This window comes from Chloroflexota bacterium, assembly GCA_035652535.1.
Lineage (GTDB): Bacteria > Chloroflexota > UBA6077 > UBA6077 > SHYK01 > DASRDP01.
In genome coordinates, this window is record DASRDP010000054.1 from 1 (window position 1) to 17,071 (window position 17,071).

Here is a 17,071-nt window from a genome sequence, read left to right on the forward strand (position 1 = left end):
AACGAGACCGAGATCCTGACCGAGAACCGGGCGTCCCTCGAGCTTCGCGTCAAACGGTTGGGAACTGGCTACGCATGGTCCGAAACGCCGCCGTCCCGCACCCGCCACGTGGTCTCCAACGTCCGCGTTCGCGCGACGGACACGGCGGGAGAGCTGAGCGTCGTCAGTAACGTCCTCGTCTACCGCAACCGTGGGTGGGAGACAAGCCCGGACCTCTTCTCAGGCGAACGGCGCGACGTGCTTCGGATTGTCGACGGCCAATGGCGCCTCGCGGCCCGCACTGTCTTCCTTGACCAGGCGGTTCTCGGCGCGCGCGACGTCAGCATCTTTCTTTGAATTGGCCCAGCGCGTACACTTTTCCGGCTCATCACGCCGTGGGGTGCATATGTTGAGGGTTCCGGCCGCAGTCCTGGCGGTCCTGGTTGTGTGCGTCGTCGCATGTTCGTCGGCTACTCCCACGGGGACCGGCTTGGCGCCAACTCCCTCCGGACCGCGGTCGCCAGAGGATCAGGAGTGGGACCGGCTCGTCGCCGAGGCGAAGCGCGAGGGCCAGGTGCACGTGACCGGCCCGCAAGGCGATGAGAATCGTCTTGCGCTCACCGAGGCATTCGAGAAGAAATACGGCATCACCGTCGACTATCTCGGCGTAGGCGGACCCGAGCTCCCTCCGCGCATCGCGAATGAGCGGGGCGCCGGTCTCTACGCGTGGGACGTATTCATGGCGGGAACCACGACGCTCCTCCGGTCACTTAAGCCCATGGGCGCGCTCCAGCCGCTGGAGCCGGCCCTTCTGCTGCCGGAGGTGAAGGATCCCAGCAACTGGCGTGGGGACGTGCTGCCCTGGATGGACGAGGACCACACGACCCTCGCCCTCCTGCGCCGGGCCGGCCAGTACTTCTACATCAATACGACCATGGTGAGCCCAGCCGAGCTCACGAGCTGGCGCAACCTGCTCGACCCAAAGTGGAAGGGCAAGATCGTGATGGGCCGAGATCCCCTCGTCTCGGGCTATGGGCGGGCGATGTTCCTGTTCTTCTACCTACATCCGGACCTGGGCCCCGACTACATCCGCCAGCTTGCCCGGCAGGACCTCCAGATGCTGCGCGACGACCGCACCGGGGCCCAGTGGCTCGCCCAGGGCCGCTACCCCATCTGCTTCTGCAGCAACGTCGAGTCTGACAAGCTCGTGCAGGACGGACTTCCGATTGCCGTTGTCGACCCGCGGTCGATGCGCGAGGGTACTCACACAACGTCCGGCCCGGCGAACATCGCGCTGGCCGACCACGCGCCCCACCCGAACGCGGCGAAGCTCTACCTGAACTGGGTGCTCTCCCGCGAGGGTGAGTCGCTGCTGGCAAAGTCGATGGGGGACCCGAGCACCCGTGCCGACGTGCCGGCCGATAATGCGAACTCGTGGGCGGTCCCCGATCCGTCCTGGATGGTCACGAACGGCGAAGTCGCCCTGGAGTACGAGGAACCGCTGCTTGCCCTGCTCAACGAGCTCTTCGCCCGGTAGCCACACGCACAAGGAGGAAGGCATGCTGGCCTCTAGCAACAACAATGCGGGGAACTGGGACAGCGAACGGCTCAAGCGCGAGCGGCGCGAGAACCTGCAGGCGGAGATGCAGCGGCGCGGGATCGGCGCGGCTTTGCTCAGCGAGGGCCTGAACGTAGACTACCTCCTGGGCTTTCACATCCCGGGCGGCCAGGTCTTCGTGCCGCGAGAGGGCGAGGCGATCGCGATGGTTCGGCCCCGCGACGCGGGCTACGTCGCCCTCAAGCATCCCGCTGTGGCCGGAACGAATTACAAGCCGACCGAGGCCTTCCTCCCCGACTATGCGCGCCGGGTGGCAAAGTTCGTCGACGGCATCAAGGCGCTCATGGAGGCGAACGGGGCGACGGGCCAGTCGCTTGCCGTCGACGAGATGGAGGTCACCTGCCTGCTCGGTTTGGACCGAGCCGGTGTGGAGCTGGTGAATTCGCTCCCCCTCGTCGAGGTCGCGCGCTCCGTCAAGACCCAGGACGAGATCGCAATCTACCGGGACCTCGGCGCCAAGTACGCCCACGTGTTCACGGTGTTCCGCGACAACGTCAAGCCCGGTGTCACGGAGCGGGAGCTGGAGGCGCTGGTCCTGGACGCCTGGTCCGATGTTGGGGGCGACGGCATCCTGCAGATCAATGTGTGCGCCGGCGAGAACATGAACCCCTGGCGCCGCTGGGCGACTGATCGGCCCCTGCGCGAGGGCGAGTTCGTCGGCATCGACTTCCACGGCCGCGTCGCCCATAGCCTGCTTGGCGACGCGTCGCGGACGTACGTGGTCGGCGCCAAGCCAACGGAGGCGCAGCGGGAGCTGTATCGCCGAGCGTGGGAGTACGTGCAGGCGGTGGGCGACTGCGTGCGCGCCGGCCGAACCCACGCCGAGGTACTCGAGCTCATTCCGCCGGTCCCGTCGGAGTTCCAGCACCAGCAGGACAACTACCACGTCGTCCATGCCGTCGGGATCGTGCCCCAAGGCTATCCAAAAGTGGATCGGCTGGGCATCCAGATCGACGACACCTTTAAGGAGAACCAGATCCTGTCGATCGAATGCTTCTTCGGGGAAGAGGGGGGTGACGTGGCCGTGAAGCTCGAAGAGATGATCCGGGTGACCCAGGGCCCGCCCGAGTTCATCACCGGCGCCGTGCCCTACGAGGAGAGCATCATTAAGGCGGAGCGCTGAAGAATCCACCCGTGCTTGCGTCGGATGATCGCCCCTCAGCCAGATAGGGAACGGTCGCGGCTAACAGTGTCGCCGCCTGTACGGCCCGGGGACTCTCGATGTTGGCCACGCTGAAGTTCACGACGGGTTACTCGCCGTCGGTGACCTCGGCATCCAGAGGATGGTGGCCATAGGGCAGGGTAGTATCAGCCCATCCCGTTGCGTGACGCGCGGTTCATCCGCCAAGGCTCCCTCCCGATCCCTTAGTGTCCGGCCCTTCCGCGCCGCCGACAAGGATATATGGAGCCGCATCCCGACGCTGGAATGACGGAGACACGAAGTCTCCTTCGGGGATCGATGGCCGCGCCCCGACCCGCAACACCTTCATCGAGGTTCGTGCTGACGTACGCGGCGGCGGGGTCCCGAATAATCTTGATGGGATCGACTCCTCGCCCACCTTATCGATCGCTCGGAGCAGCAGCCGATCGAAAAAATCGATGCTCGTCCAACCCGGGTCAATCGTTCGTTGATCGCGAGAGCCACTGACAAGAGCTCTTCCTTGAGAAAAGTCATCGAGCCGCTCATATAATGGGCGCACCCCGTGACCAGTAGGAGCGCAAATGTCGTCGAAGCGAGCCGCGTTCTTGAGCGTGGTTGCTCTCGTGAGCCTGCTGACCGGTTGCGCCAGAACCACGCCTGCAGGCAGCGCACGGGCTGCGCCGGACGCCGGCGGAACCCAGTCGGAGTGGGCCCATGTCGTCGAAGCAGCCAAGCGCGAAGGGCAGGTGTCAGTTCTCGGTCAGACAGGCGAGCCGGTGGCAGAGGCGCTGGCATCCGCGTTCGAGCGCGCCTATCCGGACATTCGGGTGGACTTCAATGGGATGATCGGCGCCCAGATGGTGACCAAGGTCCTCACGGAGCGCGCGGCCGGCCTGTATTCGGTCGACGTGGTCGTGCATGGGACGACCAGTGTGATCAACGGGCTGCTGCCCGAGGCCGCCATCGATCCAATTCTTCCAGCGCTGGTGGGGCCGGATAATGATCCGTCGAAGTGGCGCGGGGGCGCCTATGAGTTCGCCGACGAAGAGGGCAAATACGCTCTGCTCTTTCTCGGCGGCCTGAAAATCCCGCTGGTCTACAACCCGACCTTGGTCCGGGCGGACGAGATCACCAGCTACCGCGACCTACTGGACCCGAAGTGGAAGGGCAAGATCGCGATGCTCGATCCGCGGGTGGCGGGCGCCGGGCTGGCCAGCTCGATCTTCCTGTATTCGACGCCGGAGCTGGGGAAGGATTACCTGGCCGCGTTGTTCAGGCAGGACATCGTGATCACGAAAGACGATCGCCAGCTCACCGACTGGATCGCCCGAGGCCAGTATCCCATCGGACTGGCCAGCAACGACTTCACCGCCCTGGACATGAAGGCGCGAGGCTTGCCCATCGAGTCGTTGCCGGCCGAAGCCGTCAAAGAGGGAACTTACGTCACCGGCGCCTGGGGGAGCGTCGCGCTCCTGAATCGAGCCCCGCACCCGAACGCCGCGCGCGTCTATCTCAATTGGCTCCTCTCCAAGGAGGGCCAGGAGGGCGTTGCCCAGGCCTCGGGTTACCCAAGTCGGCGCCTCGACACGTCGAACGCTGGCCTCCGCGAGGGGGTGATCCCCCGGCCGAGCGTCGAGTATCGCGATCTCTCGAAGGAGCGGTACATCCAGCAGCAGGAGGAGGTGGTCCGCTACATGCGGGCCCTCATCCCCGATTGACCCTGCCTCGAGGGGAGCAGAGTCAGCACGATGCGTCGCCGCAGGTCGTCTCGCTGACAGCTCCGGCGTGATCCGAATCGGCCCCCTTCGCACGAACTCCTCGACGATCCGCACCACCTGCCCAAGGAGCAGCGCCGTGTTCCCGGTCCAGCTCGGCCGCATCCGGTCGAACACATCCCCCGCGACCTGCAGAACGATCCGTCCGCACCGCTGCTGGCGCCCCAGTTCTTCCAGATCGATGGTCGCGACCTGCTCGACGTTCGGATTCCCGTCGATGATCGGCGCCAGCTCGACCAGCTGGTGCAGCACCTTTGGAGCGCGTGACGTTTGGCGCATCGCGCGTGATCCGCCGTCGCGCCACCGCGGATTCCTCGCCCGCGCATGATGTTTGCTCGGCCGCGACCGCAAGCGAGCCTCCTCCCGGGTGTTGCTTGTCACCTGACCGGTTGGGGTTTGGCGTCTCGGTGGCTCCGTGAACTCGATACCCAACCGGTCCCGATGGAGTGAACCCAGAATGGTCGCGATCTACGTGCATGCCCGCCCATACGGGCACGAGCTAAAATCCGCAAGCTGCAGGAACCAAAGCACTGAGGAGAGAAGCCGTGAATCGTAGGGGGGTGCTGTTGCTTCTGGTCGGATTGGCCTTGGCCGGTTGCGTGCCCCAGGGAGCGCCAAGGGTCAATGGACCGACGGGCGGAAAACCGCCTGCAACGAAGCGCGTCACTGGCACCATCTGGAACGACCCCGTCAGCCTCGTCGCACGGATGAACACGCGGTCCGGCACCCCAGGGCAGGGGGCGCTTGAGGAAGTGGTCCTGTCCGGGCTCAGTGAGACGACCGGCGACGGCGTGCTCCAGCCGCTCCTCTCGGAAGCCGTTCCAACCATCGAGAATGGCCAGTGGCAGCTCCTCCCCGATGGCCAGATGACCACGACGTGGCGCATCCGGTCGGGCGCCCTCTGGCACGATGGGGTTCCGTTCACGGCCGAGGACCTGGTGTTCACGGCTGGCGTGGACCAGGACAAAGAGCTGGCGATCATCCGCGACAGAGGGTACCAGTCGGTGGAAAGCGTCGAGGCGTTGGATGCCCAGACCGTCGTGGTTCACTGGAGTAAGCCGTACATCTACGCGAACACCATGTTCGGCGTGGGAGGGACGGGGAGTGCCTTCGGATCACCCTTGCCAAAGCATCTGCTGGAAGAGCCCTACCTGCAAAACAAGACGAACTTTCAGTCCTTGCCATTCTGGAACCAGCAATTTGTCGGTACAGGCCCATTCAAAGTGCGGGAATTCGTGCCAGGCAGCCACGTCGCGTTGGTTGCCAATGACCAGTACGTTCTTGGGCGGCCCAAAGTCGACGAATTTGTCATTCGCTTCATTCTGGATCAGGACACCATGATTGCGGACCTCCTGGCTGGTTCGGTTGATCTGAGCCTGGGCCGCGGTTTTTCGATCGAGCACGCAATCGACATGCGCCAGCGCTGGCAGGCCGGTGATGTCCGCGTGATCCCACGGTCGTGGATTACCATCTACCCGCAGTTCATCAACTCCGACCCGCCCATCGTCGGGGACGTGCGGTTCCGGAAGGCGCTGATGTACGCGACCGACCGCCAGCAATTGGAAGACGTGCTGGAGGGTGGCCTGACCCAGGTTGCCCACATCTTTCTCAGCCCGACTGAGCCCGAATACAAGGATGTGGAGAACCGGGGCGTGCGGTATGAGTACGATCCTCGGCGCGCCAGTCAGATGATCGAGCAATTGGGATACGCGAAGGACGCGGAGGGCCAGTACCGGGACAGCTCCGGACAGCCGCTAACGTTGGAGATGCGCACCTATGGGGCGAAAGTCTCCGACCAGGCTTCCGTTGCTGTGGCGGATGCATGGAGCCAGATGGGCATCAGAACAGAGCCTGTTATCGTTTCACCCCAGCGTTATTTGAACGACCTGGAATACATGGCAACGTTCCCAAGCTTTCTGATGTATCGCCAGCCCAACTCGGTCAACGATCTGCAGCGATCCCTCATCGCCAACACGCCGACCCCGGAAAAGAAATATGTGGGCAGCAACTACGCGCGGTATCAGAACCCGGAGTTCAACGACTTGATCGACCGCATGTTCGTAACGGTGCCACGGGCCGAGCGGGTGGAGATCCTGGGCCAAATTATGGCCCACATCTCCGACCAACTCAACATGATGGGACTCTTTTACGACGCGGACATTTCCATGATTAATAAGCGGCTGCGCAACGCCAACGTTACGGAACGTGGGATGTGGAACATCTCCCAGCTAGACGTTGTCGAATAGCGCTCCGACGCGCGGGACGGGTCCACGGGTCTTTGGCGAGCAGCGAGCAGTGTCGAACCACCCCTCACGATTGCGGGGTTGAACTCGATGGGATCCTGCCTGACCGGAGGCGATGGGTGGGTAGCAGGCCGGGTTTTCAGCCAGACCCGCGCAGTCATCCAACGGATCAAGGAAAACCTTGGCGACCGTTACCGGTCTGGCTTTCCCATTCTCCGGGAGCTCATTCAGAACGCTGACGACGCAGGCGCCACTCGCGTCGACTTGGGTGGGCTTCCAGTCTGAGGGAAGCGAAACCCCCGCTGCTCAAAACGCGAGGTTGTAGCACTGGCCGAAGCTGCCGGTCGTGCAGATCATGCCAATGCCGTCTTTGATGATCCGGTCCACCCCCTCCTCCAGGTGGTGGGCCGCGATGCTGTTCGTCGCCGTCAGGTCGCCGGCGTTCTCGGTTGCGAAGGTGGCATCATGGCGGCCACGCCCTTGATCTCGTCCCAGATGTACGAAATCGCTTACTCCTCACTGACGTTTCGTCGCTTCAATTTAGGTGGAAGAAATTGACGGCGTTCTCGGCCATCATCTTGCGCTTCTCGTCCGAGGTCACCCCTGCGGCGGCGAACTGCTCGTCCATGACCTCCAGGGAGTTGGGCCAGCGGCTCACCTCGTGTGGGAAGTCGCTGCCCCAGAGCAGGTGGTCGACGCCCACCTCATGGCGGAGCTTCATCCCGATCGGGTCGTCGAAGAAGCCCCAGTACGCGTGCTGCTTCACGTATTCGCTCGGCTTGCGCTTAAGCCGCGGCAGCCCGAGGATCCGCTCGACCCAGCGCCAGTTCGCCTCGTAGATCATGTCCATCTGCTCGAGGTAGATCGGGATCCAGCCGCACTGGTTCTCGGCCCAGTAGATCTTGAGCGCCGGGAAGCGGTCGAAGAGGCCGGTCATGATCATCTGCGTCAGCTCGAGCGTGCCGCAGTGGGTCGTGCCGTAGCGCGACATCCGGTCCACGATGTCGATGGGCGGCCGGTCGTAGCCCTCGGGCTCGATCGGGTACTTGATCATGAACTCCCCGCGCTCGCCCCGGTGCATCGCCATGTTGGTGTGCACGCAGATCGGCATCTCCAGATCCAGGGCCGCCGCGAAGAAGCGATCGTCCTCCGGGGTCGGGTAATGTGCGCCGCTCGGATAGTAGGTGAGGTGCACGGCCTTGAGGCCCGCCTGCTTGCAGTACGTCATCTCGGCAATGTCTGCGTCGACGCCGCGGTTGGCGAGGAGGCCGACGCCCAACAGCCGGTCCGGCGCATGCGCGCAGAATTCCTCGGCGAGCCAGCCATTCTCCGCGCGAACCATCGCCTGCGCCAGCTCCGCGTCCTTAGTGCGCGGGGTAAAGCGGAACAGGATCTCGGCATCCACCCCATCGAGATCCTGCTCTTTCAGGCGCTGCTCTGGGCTGCCGTAGCCGACCTCGCTGTCGAACTTCAGGATCGTGGGATCGAAGTTCTCCGGCCCGTGCCCGCAGAAGTGGGCCGTTCCGCCGTAGGTCACCCGCCCGTCGGCGTCCTGGACGCCATCACCACCATTGGGAAGCTTGATCGTCTTCGGAAGTCGGTCCTTGAACTTGGCCGGCACGCGGGGCGTCCACGCTTCGGGCGGGGTCTCCCAATGGCTGTCGGCGGAGATGACGCGGTACTCTCGCATGTTTGGTTCTTCCTCCTTGCGTAGCCTGCGTGGGGCCGCTTAGCTCGTCCAGGTCCACAGGTGAACGTTGCTGTAGGGTGTGGTGTCGTGGGTCACCGGCAGCGGACCCTGCAGGGCCGCGGTGTGTGGAATGACGCCGACGTTGATGTACGTGGGGATCACCGGGAGCTGCTGGGTATAGAAGGCGATGAGCTGGACCATAATCTGGTTTCGCTCGTTGGTATCGAGCGCTCGCCGCCACTGCTCGTAGAGCCGGTCGTGCTCCGCGTTCGTGTAACCGGCTTTGTTCTTCGCGCCCCATCTGTTGTCCGGGCCCGATATCTCCGACGTGACGAGTCGGGAGACGATGCCGTCCTCCGCGGTGATGTAATTCGTGCGGAGCGCGGGGAACGTCGATTTCATCTCGTCATCCCGTTGGAGCAAGGCGCCTGAGACGAGGTTCAGCTGAGCGTCGATCCCCACCTGCCGCAGCATGTCCACGACGATCGTCGTCTCCTGGCCCTCCTGCCCCTCGGCGATGCCCAGCACCTGGGGGCTGAAGCGCCCACTCGTGTTCTGCCAAGAGCCGTCGCTCCCCCGGCTGAAGCCGGCTTCTGTGAGATTCTGCTCGACGAGGCTGGCATCGTGCGGATACTTGGTCGCGACCTGCTGGACCTGCGAGTAGTAGGTCGACGTCGGCAGCCCAATATTGTCGGTCGGGATTCCCAGCCCGTCCACCAGCGCGTCGACGAGGGCCTGCCGGTCCAGCGAGGAGGCGATCGCTTTTCGCACCCGTAGGTCCAGCACGGCCGCGGGGTTCACGATGTTCGGGCGGAACTGCACCTGGAGGTGGCGCAGCGACGCCGGCGACAGCAGCACGATGCCCCGGTTATCGGCGCCCCACTGCGTCCGGAGGACCGCGCCCTGGGGATAGCCGACCGCGTCGTCGACAGCGATGTCGGCGTCGCCGGCTAGGAGCCGTCCCAGCGTCGCGTTCTCGTCGGCGCTCCAGGTGACCCGGACACTGTCGATCTTCGGGCGGCCAAGGACGTAGCCGTCGAAGGCGCTTCCGAGGAGGTACGCCCCGGGCTCCCACTCGGTCAGCAGGTACGGGCCCGCGGCGACGAACTGCGTCGTCCAATACGGGTTGCTGCCGAAGGCCTCGCTGCCCTGTTCAGCGATCGGCGCCAGGATATGGGCCGGGAGCGGCAGCAGGCTCGGGGTCGCAGCGGGGGCGTAGGGCGCCTTCCAGCGGATCACGAGCGTCGTGTCGTCTGAGGCAACAACATCGGCGATCGCCTTGTGCTCGGCGAGGTCGATGGACGAAGTCGAGAGGCCCCACTCGAAGCGGAGCTGGTTGGCCCGATAGGCGAAGGCGAAGTCGCTGGCCTTCAGGGAGGTACCGTCGTGCCAGCGCAGACTGGGCCGGAGCTGATACGAGGTCTCCATACTGCCGTCATCGGCAACCTTCCAGCTCTCGGTGCCGAGCGTCGGGAGGGTCTGGGCAAGGACCGGCGTCGGCGCGTTGTGGTCGAGGTTCGCCAGGCCCGCCGTGAAGAGGCTGATCGTGATGCGGTTCCGACCCGAGGCGTTGTCAGTCAGGTCAAAGGGCTCGGTCCGCACGACCACCGACAGCACTCGGGAGGGTTTTGTCTCTACGGCCGTTCTCGTATCCGCTGTCGACACGGCGGCTTGAGGCTGCGCAGCGCACGCCGCAATGAGGACGGTCAGCGGAAGGAGGAGCAGTCGCCAGCTGCCTAGTTGTTGCACCTTCGCTCCTTTTTGGGGGTTTGCCACCAGGCTCCCACGGTGCGTCCACCCAGCTCCGCACCGCGCTATTCCTTGCGGAGCTCGCTAGCGGGCATCCGCTACTCATGGCCGCTCGGTGTATATAGGCGAGAGGAAAGATCAGTCAAATAAGAATTGTGCACAACTCCAAGGGCCCGCGCTCGCGGCGCATGATAGACTAGGCACCACCTGCCACAGGGGGCCAAAGATGTTGACGGCGGAAGACAATGTCCGCTTGACGCGGGTTGGGCCGGGGACCCCCTGCGGCGAGCTCCTACGCCGCTACTGGCATCCGGTCGCGCAAGCGACCGAGCTGACGGATGAATCCCCCACGAAGTTCGTGCGCATCCTGGGCGAGGACCTCGTGCTCTTCCGGGACAAGCGGGGGTCCTTCGGCCTGCTGGCCGACCACTGCGCGCATCGCGGCGCGTCCCTCCTCTATGGGCGCGTGGAGGAGCGGGGCATCTCCTGCGCCTACCACGGCTGGCTCTACGACACCGAAGGCAATTGCCTGGAAACGCCCGCCGAGCCCGCGGGCAGCCTCTTCCATCTCACGGTGAAGCAACGGGCGTATCCGCTCAGAGAGCGCTACGGACTCTTATGGGCGTATCTGGGTCCGGCTCCGGCGCCCGAGCTGCTCCGCTGGGACGCCCTCGAACTGGGGTTGAGGCCAGCTCGAATGCCGAGCCCATTCGACTGCAACTGGCTCCAGATCATGGAAAACCACATGGACCAGTCCCACGTCTTCATCCTGCACCAGGACACTGCGCAGCGTGGCACGGACGGCATGAGCACCGCCCGCGGCCGCATTGACGCGCTCGCCGAGCTCGAGTACCGCGAGGTCTCAGTCGGTATCAAGCGCAAGCAGGTCCACCGGAGCGGGTACGTCGACACCGACGTCATGACCTTTCCAAATGTGCAGCGGGTCTACGACATGTTCCTGATCAACGTACCCGTGGACGACGCTCACACCCTTCGCTTCATGCTGATCGCCGACGTCGGACTCGGCGACTGGTGGGTCGGGCGAGATCGTACCGGGTCGCGGCCCGATCGGGAACCCGGACAGCGGCCGAGCACGAAGACCCCGGCGGGCGCCGTCCACCCATTCGCAACGTATCACATGGATGGCGGGACCCAGGCTCAGGATCTCATGGCGCTGGAGACCCAAAGCCCGATTGCAGATCGGACGGTGGAGCGACTCGCGACGTCCGATCGCGGCATCGTGTTGTACCGCGAGATGCTCGAGCGCGAGATTCAGAAGGTCCAGCGGGGGCTGGATCCCCTGGGCGTCGTACGCGAGTCGAATTCGCCTCCAATCGATACCGACATCCAGAACTGGATCGAGATGACTCGGCGGTTTCCGCCGGCTCGCGCCATTGTCCGTTGACTGTCACGCAGCGCGCCTGTGGAGTTGAGCATGACGAGCCTCGCACCGGAGACTACCAACACGGCGGCTGGGCGGACGCCGCTCCACGGCATTCGGGTGCTGGACTTCAGCCACATCCTGGCCGGGCCGTTCTGTACCCGCCTGCTGGCGGACCTCGGGGCGGAAGTCCTCAAGGTCGAGAGCAGCACTCGCATGGACCGGACCGGGGTGACCAAGCCCGATCCTAGCTTCAAGGGCCGGGTGGATCGGCCGCCATCCTTCATCAACACCAACCGCAACAAGCGGTCGATCACGCTGAACCTGAAGACCGAGGCGGCCCGCGAAGTCACTCGTCGCCTCGCATCGGTGGCAGACGTGATCGTCGAGAACTTCAGCGCAGGCGTCATGGGGCGGCTTGGCCTCGACTATGACGACCTGGCGCCGCTGAATCCCGGGCTCGTGTATGTCAGCATGGCCGGCTACGGGCACTCTGGCCCGCGCCGCGACTGGACCAGCATGAACATGAACCTCCAGGCCTACACGGGCCTGATGATGGTCACTGGAGCCGAGGACGACCCGCCCACCTGCATCTCCAGCTCCTGGAACGACTACATCGGCGGACTCCACGCCACGTTCGGGGTCCTGAACGCACTCACCGAGCGGAGAGTCACCGGCAGGGGCGCGAATCTGGACCTGGCCCAGTTCGAGGCGAGCGTGTCGACCCTGGGCCCACTGCTCTTGGCTAGCTCCATCAATGAGGCGCCCCCGGCCCGCCTGGGCAACCGGTCGACCAACGTGGCGCCCCAGGGCTGCTATCGCTGCGCGGGCAAGGACGAATGGGTGGTTATCAGCGTGCGGGACGACGACGAATGGCGGCGGCTGGTGGAGACGATGGGGAGCCCCGCCTGGGCGACCGACGCACGCTTCGCCCACGTGACCGGTCGGCTGCGCCATCACGACGAGATCGACGCGAACATCGAGGCCTGGACGAGCGAGCTGGAAAACACAGACGTCGAGAATCGTCTGCAACGGGCAGGCGTGGCCACGGAACGGATGCGCCGGGTCAAAGACGTCATGGCGGACCCGAGGACCTCGAGCGTGTTCAAGACAATCGAAGATCCGCCCGGCTATCGATTCCCGGTCACGGGCGCGCCATTTGCGTTCAGCCGGAGCACGCTCACCCCGGTCGGATCCGCGGCGGCGTTGGGCGCGGACACGCATCCGGCGCTCCGCGAGTGGCTGGGCCTGTCGGACGAGGAGATCGAGTCCCTCGGACAAGCGGGAGCGCTGGTCTGATGGCCCGGGTCATCGATCTCACGAACCTGTCCGGGATCTACGCGACCCGCCTCCTCGCTGAGGTGGGGCACGACGTCATTCGGGTCGAGCCGCGGTCGGGTGACGCCATCCGACGCATGGGACCCTACCTGAAAGAGAAGCAGGACCTCGAGCACGGCGCGTTTCACCAGTTCCTGAATGCGGGGAAGCGCAGCCTAGCCCTCGACACCTCTACGGCCGCCGGACGCTGGATCCTGGATCGGCTCATCGGAACGGCGGACGTCGTCGTCGCCAATTCGCCTCTGCCGTTTGATGAAAACGCGATCACCAAAGCCAACCCGAAGCTGGTTCTCACCGCGGTCGTAGACGACAGCGATCCGGACATCTGCGCGTATGCGCGCTCGGGCCTGCTCTCGATCACCGGTCACCCCGGACAGCGCCCGACGCTGATGGGTGGCCGGGTCTACTACGCCGCAACCGGCGCCTACATTGGAGTCGCCACGGCAGCCGCCATCCTTGTTGCCCAGGAGACCGGGCAGGGGCAGACCGTTCGGGTTTCGATCATGGAGTGTCTGGAGTCGCTGTTTGAGCAGGCGATGGTCACGTACGCGTCCACCGGCAAATCCACCGAACGGCGGGGCTTCCGGGGGGCGGTCTCGGCCGTATCTGGCGCCTTCCCATGCGCCGACGGCTACTGGATGGTGAGCCTGTCGTCTTCGGCCGAGAACTGGAACCGGTTCATGAACTGGATGCAGGACCCAGTGCTGGCTGCCCAGCCGGAGCTGGCCGACGAGGCCGAGCGCAACGTCAAGCGGGACTTCATCCTTGACCGCATCGGGGCCTGGGCTGCCCAGTTCAAGAAGGACGATCTGGTGGTGGAGTCGCAGAGCCGTCACATTCCGTCGGCCCCGGTCACGACGCCCTTCGATCTGGCGCGGGATCCACAGCTGATCGATCGCGGCTTCCTGCAGACGGTGAATCACCCGGAGTTCGGCGAGGTCCTATTCCCCGTCGGCGCCATCGCCAGCCTGCGTGGCAGCAAGATCACACTGGCACCCACGCTGGGCCAGCACACGTCGGAGATCCTCGAGGAGCTCGGCTACGACGAGATCGATCGGCGTGCGCTGCTCGAGAGCGGAGTAGTCTGAGGTGACAGGCATTTGACGTCAACGGGCTGCGCGATCGTCGGCAGTGCCGAGACGGAAGTCGGCCGCGCTCTCGATCGAACCGGGCTGGACCTCAAGCTCGACGCCGCGACCAAAGCCATCCGCGACGCCGGGCTCACGAAGACGCAAATCGATGGCGTGGTCGCCTGGCAGCCCCGACGCGAGCCCGTCCCAAACCACTCGGCGTTCGTTGCGGAACAGCTTGGCATCGCACCGCGCTACGTGGCGGACATCAGCCTCGGAGGCGCCGCCTGCGCCTCGACGGTGGTCAGCGCGGTCGCCGCAATCCGGGCCGGTCTGGCCTCTACGGTGCTGTGCCTGGGCGGCGATGGCAAATCCTCGGTCGACGGGAAAGGCCGCCGCGGGCGTTTGGCGTCGCATCGTCAGGACTTTCGCAACCCCTACGGCGGAGAGGGCGCACCGATCCTGTATGGTCTCATGGCCCGGCGCCACATGCACGAGTATGGGACCACGTCGGAGCAATTGGGCGCGGTGGCGGTCGCCTGTCGGCGGCACGCGAGCCTCAACCCGAATTCTCAGATGCGGCAGCCCATCACCATCGCCGACCATCAGGCGTCGCCAATGGTCGTCGATCCACTGCGGCGGCTGGACTGCTCGCTGATCTCCGACGGCGCCGGCGCGGTAGTGGTCACGAGCGCCGAGCGGGCCCGCGACCTGCCCCACAAGGTCGTCCACATTCTCGGCATGGCGACCGCCTGCCGCTATGGCGACGTGACCTACCAGGCGTCGATGACCACGTCGGCTGCGGTCGAAGCGTCCAGGGCGGCGTTTGGAGCCGCTGGAATCACGCCGGAGGACGTCGACCTGGTCGAGCTGTATGACTGCTTCACCCACGTGGTCCTGATCCAGATCGAGGACTACGGCTTTTGCGCCAAAGGCGAGAGCGGGTCGTTCGTCGAGGGCGGGCGGATCGAGATCGGCGGCCAATTGCCGGTAAACACGCACGGCGGACTGCTCTCGCAGGCGCACGTTGGCGGGATGCTCCACATCACCGAGGGGGTGACCCAGATTCGGGGCGATGGCGGCGAGCGACAGGTCGAAAACGCGCGGATCGCGGTGGTGAGCGGCCAGTGTGGTGAGCTCGGCATCCATGTCACGCTGGTGCTGGGATCGGAGCGGACGTGAGACGCCCTCCCAAGCCACTCCCCATCGTCGACCACGACACAAAGGCGTACTGGGAGGGCTGCCTGCGGGGCGAGCTGCTCCTTCAGCGATGCTCGGCGTGCGGCGCGTTCCGCCACCCACCGAGCCCGATGTGTAGCGGCTGCCTCTCGACCGAGCACGAATGGGTGAGCGCGAAGGGCACGGGCACCGTCTATAGCTTTGTGATCGTTCGGCGAGCATTCCATCCGGCCTGGGAGACGGATGTCCCCTATGTGGTTGCCATCGTGGAGCTCGACGAGGGCCCCCACATCATGACGAACGTCACCGACATAGACCCCGATCAGATCGAGATAGGGATGGCGGTTCAAGTCTGGTTCGACCAGGCCTCGGATGCGATCGCGCTCCCCAAGTTCCGAACGCGTCAGGGAGTGACCGCATGCTGACGACAGAAGAGAACGAGCGACTGACCCGAGTCGGCCCGGGCACACCTGGCGGTGAACTGCTGCGCCGCTACTGGCAGCCGGTCGCCGGGCTGAACGAGCTGACCGACCAGCATCCGACAAAATTCGTGCGAGTGCTGGGCGAGGATCTGGTTCTGTTCCGCGACAGGCGTGGGCACGTCGGCCTCCTCTCCGACCACTGTGCGCACCGCGGCGCTTCCCTGCTCTACGGCCGCGTGGAGGAGCGGGGCATCTCCTGCGCCTATCACGGTTGGCTCTACGACACCGAGGGCAACTGCCTCGAGACCCCGGCTGAGCCCGAAGGCAGCAGGTTCCACCTCACGGTGAAGCAGAGGGCTTACCCGGTCGAGAAGCTGTTCGGTCTGTACTGGGCGTATCTCGGGCCGCTGCCGGCCCCGCCGATCCGTCGGCTAGACATCATGCAGTACCCGATCAAAGAAGTCTCCATGGAAATCGAGTACCAGGCGAATTGGGTCCAGGTCGTCGAGAACAACCTGGATGGCTCCCACATCTTCGTCCTGCACCAAGACACCATCGCCATGCGCCGCGATCAGCGGGGGCCACAGCGCATCAAGCCTACGAACACGACTCGAGGTCGGCTCGACGATATGGCCTCGCTCGAGTACCGGGAGGTCGAGTATGGAGTCCGTCGTCGACTGGGGATCGTCGACGGATACGTGGAGGACGACCTCCTCGTCTTCCCCAACATGCTGCGCCGCATGAATATGCTGTCGATCAAACTGCCGGTGGATGACACGCACACCAAGCGATTTGCCTTCCTCGTGTACCTCGATCGGGGCAAGGTGGACGACTGGGGCGCGCACATCGCCGAGAAGTACATCTTCCCGCCCTCGGAAGCGAAGGTGCCCGTTCACGGCACCTACCCCAACGTGCGCTACAACCAGCACCAGGTGCCCTTCCAGGACATCATGGTCATCGAATCACAAGGCCCAGTGTCCCCGCGAGAAACCTGGCGTGCCGGCACCCGCGATTCGGGAGTGACCTTCCTGGACGATGTGCTGATGCGCGAGATCGACAAGGTCGAGCGGGGCCTTGATCCGCTGGGGCTCGTGCGGGACCCGAATGTGGTGATCGATACGAACATCGAGCATACAAAGCTGGTGGGCACTCGCTAGGGCAGCGAGTCGGCGGAGGAAGCATGCTCACAAAGGAAGAGAACGAGCGACTCACGCAGGTCGGGCCGGGCACACCTGGCGGTGAACTGTTGCGCCGCTACTGGCAGCCGGTCGCCGGGCTGAACGAGCTGACCGACCAGCATCCGACGAAATTCGTGCGAGTGCTGGGCGAGGATCTGGTTCTGTTCCGCGACAGGAGTGGGCACGTCGGCCTCCTCTCCGACCACTGTGCGCACCGCGGCGCTTCCCTGCTCTACGGCCGCGTGGAGGAGCGGGGCATCTCCTGCGCCTATCACGGTTGGCTCTACGACACCGAGGGCAACTGCCTC

General features: G+C 64.8%; 14 protein-coding genes. 12 read left to right on the top strand and 2 right to left on the bottom strand.

Features of this window, described 5'->3' with window-relative positions; genetic code table 11:
• The 5 genes from VFC51_05875 to VFC51_05895 form a co-directional block, all read left to right on the top strand.
• Positions 1-336: aromatic-ring-hydroxylating dioxygenase subunit beta (locus VFC51_05875; GenBank protein HZT06539.1), on the top strand; the 336-nt coding region annotated here is incomplete at its 5' end.
• A 133-nt stretch (positions 337-469) separates the two neighbouring features.
• Complete coding sequence (locus tag VFC51_05880) at positions 470-1,516, top strand: extracellular solute-binding protein (protein HZT06540.1); 1,047 nt, start codon at positions 470-472, stop codon at positions 1,514-1,516.
• Positions 1,517-1,538: 22 nt separating this feature from the next.
• Entirely contained in the window at positions 1,539-2,720 is a 1,182-nt protein-coding gene (locus VFC51_05885) for a M24 family metallopeptidase (protein HZT06541.1), read from the top strand.
• Between the two features lie 599 nt (positions 2,721-3,319).
• Positions 3,320-4,456 (top strand): extracellular solute-binding protein, encoded by a 1,137-nt coding sequence (locus VFC51_05890; GenBank protein HZT06542.1) that lies wholly within the window; start codon positions 3,320-3,322, stop codon positions 4,454-4,456.
• 602 nt (positions 4,457-5,058) lie between these two features.
• Entirely contained in the window at positions 5,059-6,759 is a 1,701-nt protein-coding gene (locus VFC51_05895) for a peptide ABC transporter substrate-binding protein (protein ID HZT06543.1), read from the top strand.
• A 532-nt stretch (positions 6,760-7,291) separates the two neighbouring features.
• Here VFC51_05895 and VFC51_05900 read toward each other — a convergent pair.
• Entirely contained in the window at positions 7,292-8,446 is a 1,155-nt protein-coding gene (locus VFC51_05900; GenBank protein HZT06544.1) for an amidohydrolase family protein, read from the bottom strand.
• A gap of 39 nt (positions 8,447-8,485) precedes the next feature.
• Positions 8,486-10,195, bottom strand: coding sequence for an ABC transporter substrate-binding protein (locus VFC51_05905; GenBank protein ID HZT06545.1), 1,710 nt, complete (start codon positions 10,193-10,195; stop codon positions 8,486-8,488).
• A 226-nt stretch (positions 10,196-10,421) separates the two neighbouring features.
• Here VFC51_05905 and VFC51_05910 point away from each other — a divergent pair, with 226 nt between their 5' ends.
• The 7 genes from VFC51_05910 to VFC51_05940 all read left to right on the top strand — a co-directional run.
• The gene (locus tag VFC51_05910) at positions 10,422-11,600 is read left to right on the top strand and encodes a Rieske 2Fe-2S domain-containing protein (protein ID HZT06546.1); all 1,179 of its coding nucleotides are present in this window, start codon (positions 10,422-10,424) and stop codon (positions 11,598-11,600) included.
• A 30-nt stretch (positions 11,601-11,630) separates the two neighbouring features.
• Positions 11,631-12,875, top strand: coding sequence for a CoA transferase (locus tag VFC51_05915; GenBank protein ID HZT06547.1), 1,245 nt, complete (start codon positions 11,631-11,633; stop codon positions 12,873-12,875).
• Positions 12,875-14,002, top strand: coding sequence for a CoA transferase (locus tag VFC51_05920; GenBank protein ID HZT06548.1), 1,128 nt, complete (start codon positions 12,875-12,877; stop codon positions 14,000-14,002). Before VFC51_05915 ends, VFC51_05920 begins: the two co-directional genes overlap by 1 nt.
• A 12-nt stretch (positions 14,003-14,014) precedes the next feature.
• A complete protein-coding gene (locus tag VFC51_05925) occupies positions 14,015-15,166 on the top strand; it encodes a thiolase family protein (protein HZT06549.1) in 1,152 nt (383 codons plus the stop codon).
• A complete protein-coding gene (locus tag VFC51_05930; GenBank protein ID HZT06550.1) occupies positions 15,163-15,588 on the top strand; it encodes a Zn-ribbon domain-containing OB-fold protein in 426 nt (141 codons plus the stop codon). The genes VFC51_05925 and VFC51_05930 overlap by 4 nt, the downstream gene beginning before the upstream one ends.
• Positions 15,582-16,742, top strand: a complete 1,161-nt coding sequence (locus VFC51_05935; protein HZT06551.1) for a Rieske 2Fe-2S domain-containing protein — start codon at positions 15,582-15,584, stop codon at positions 16,740-16,742. The genes VFC51_05930 and VFC51_05935 overlap by 7 nt, the downstream gene beginning before the upstream one ends.
• A gap of 23 nt (positions 16,743-16,765) precedes the next feature.
• The coding region (locus VFC51_05940) for a Rieske 2Fe-2S domain-containing protein (protein ID HZT06552.1) at positions 16,766-17,071 on the top strand (306 nt) is incomplete at its 3' end.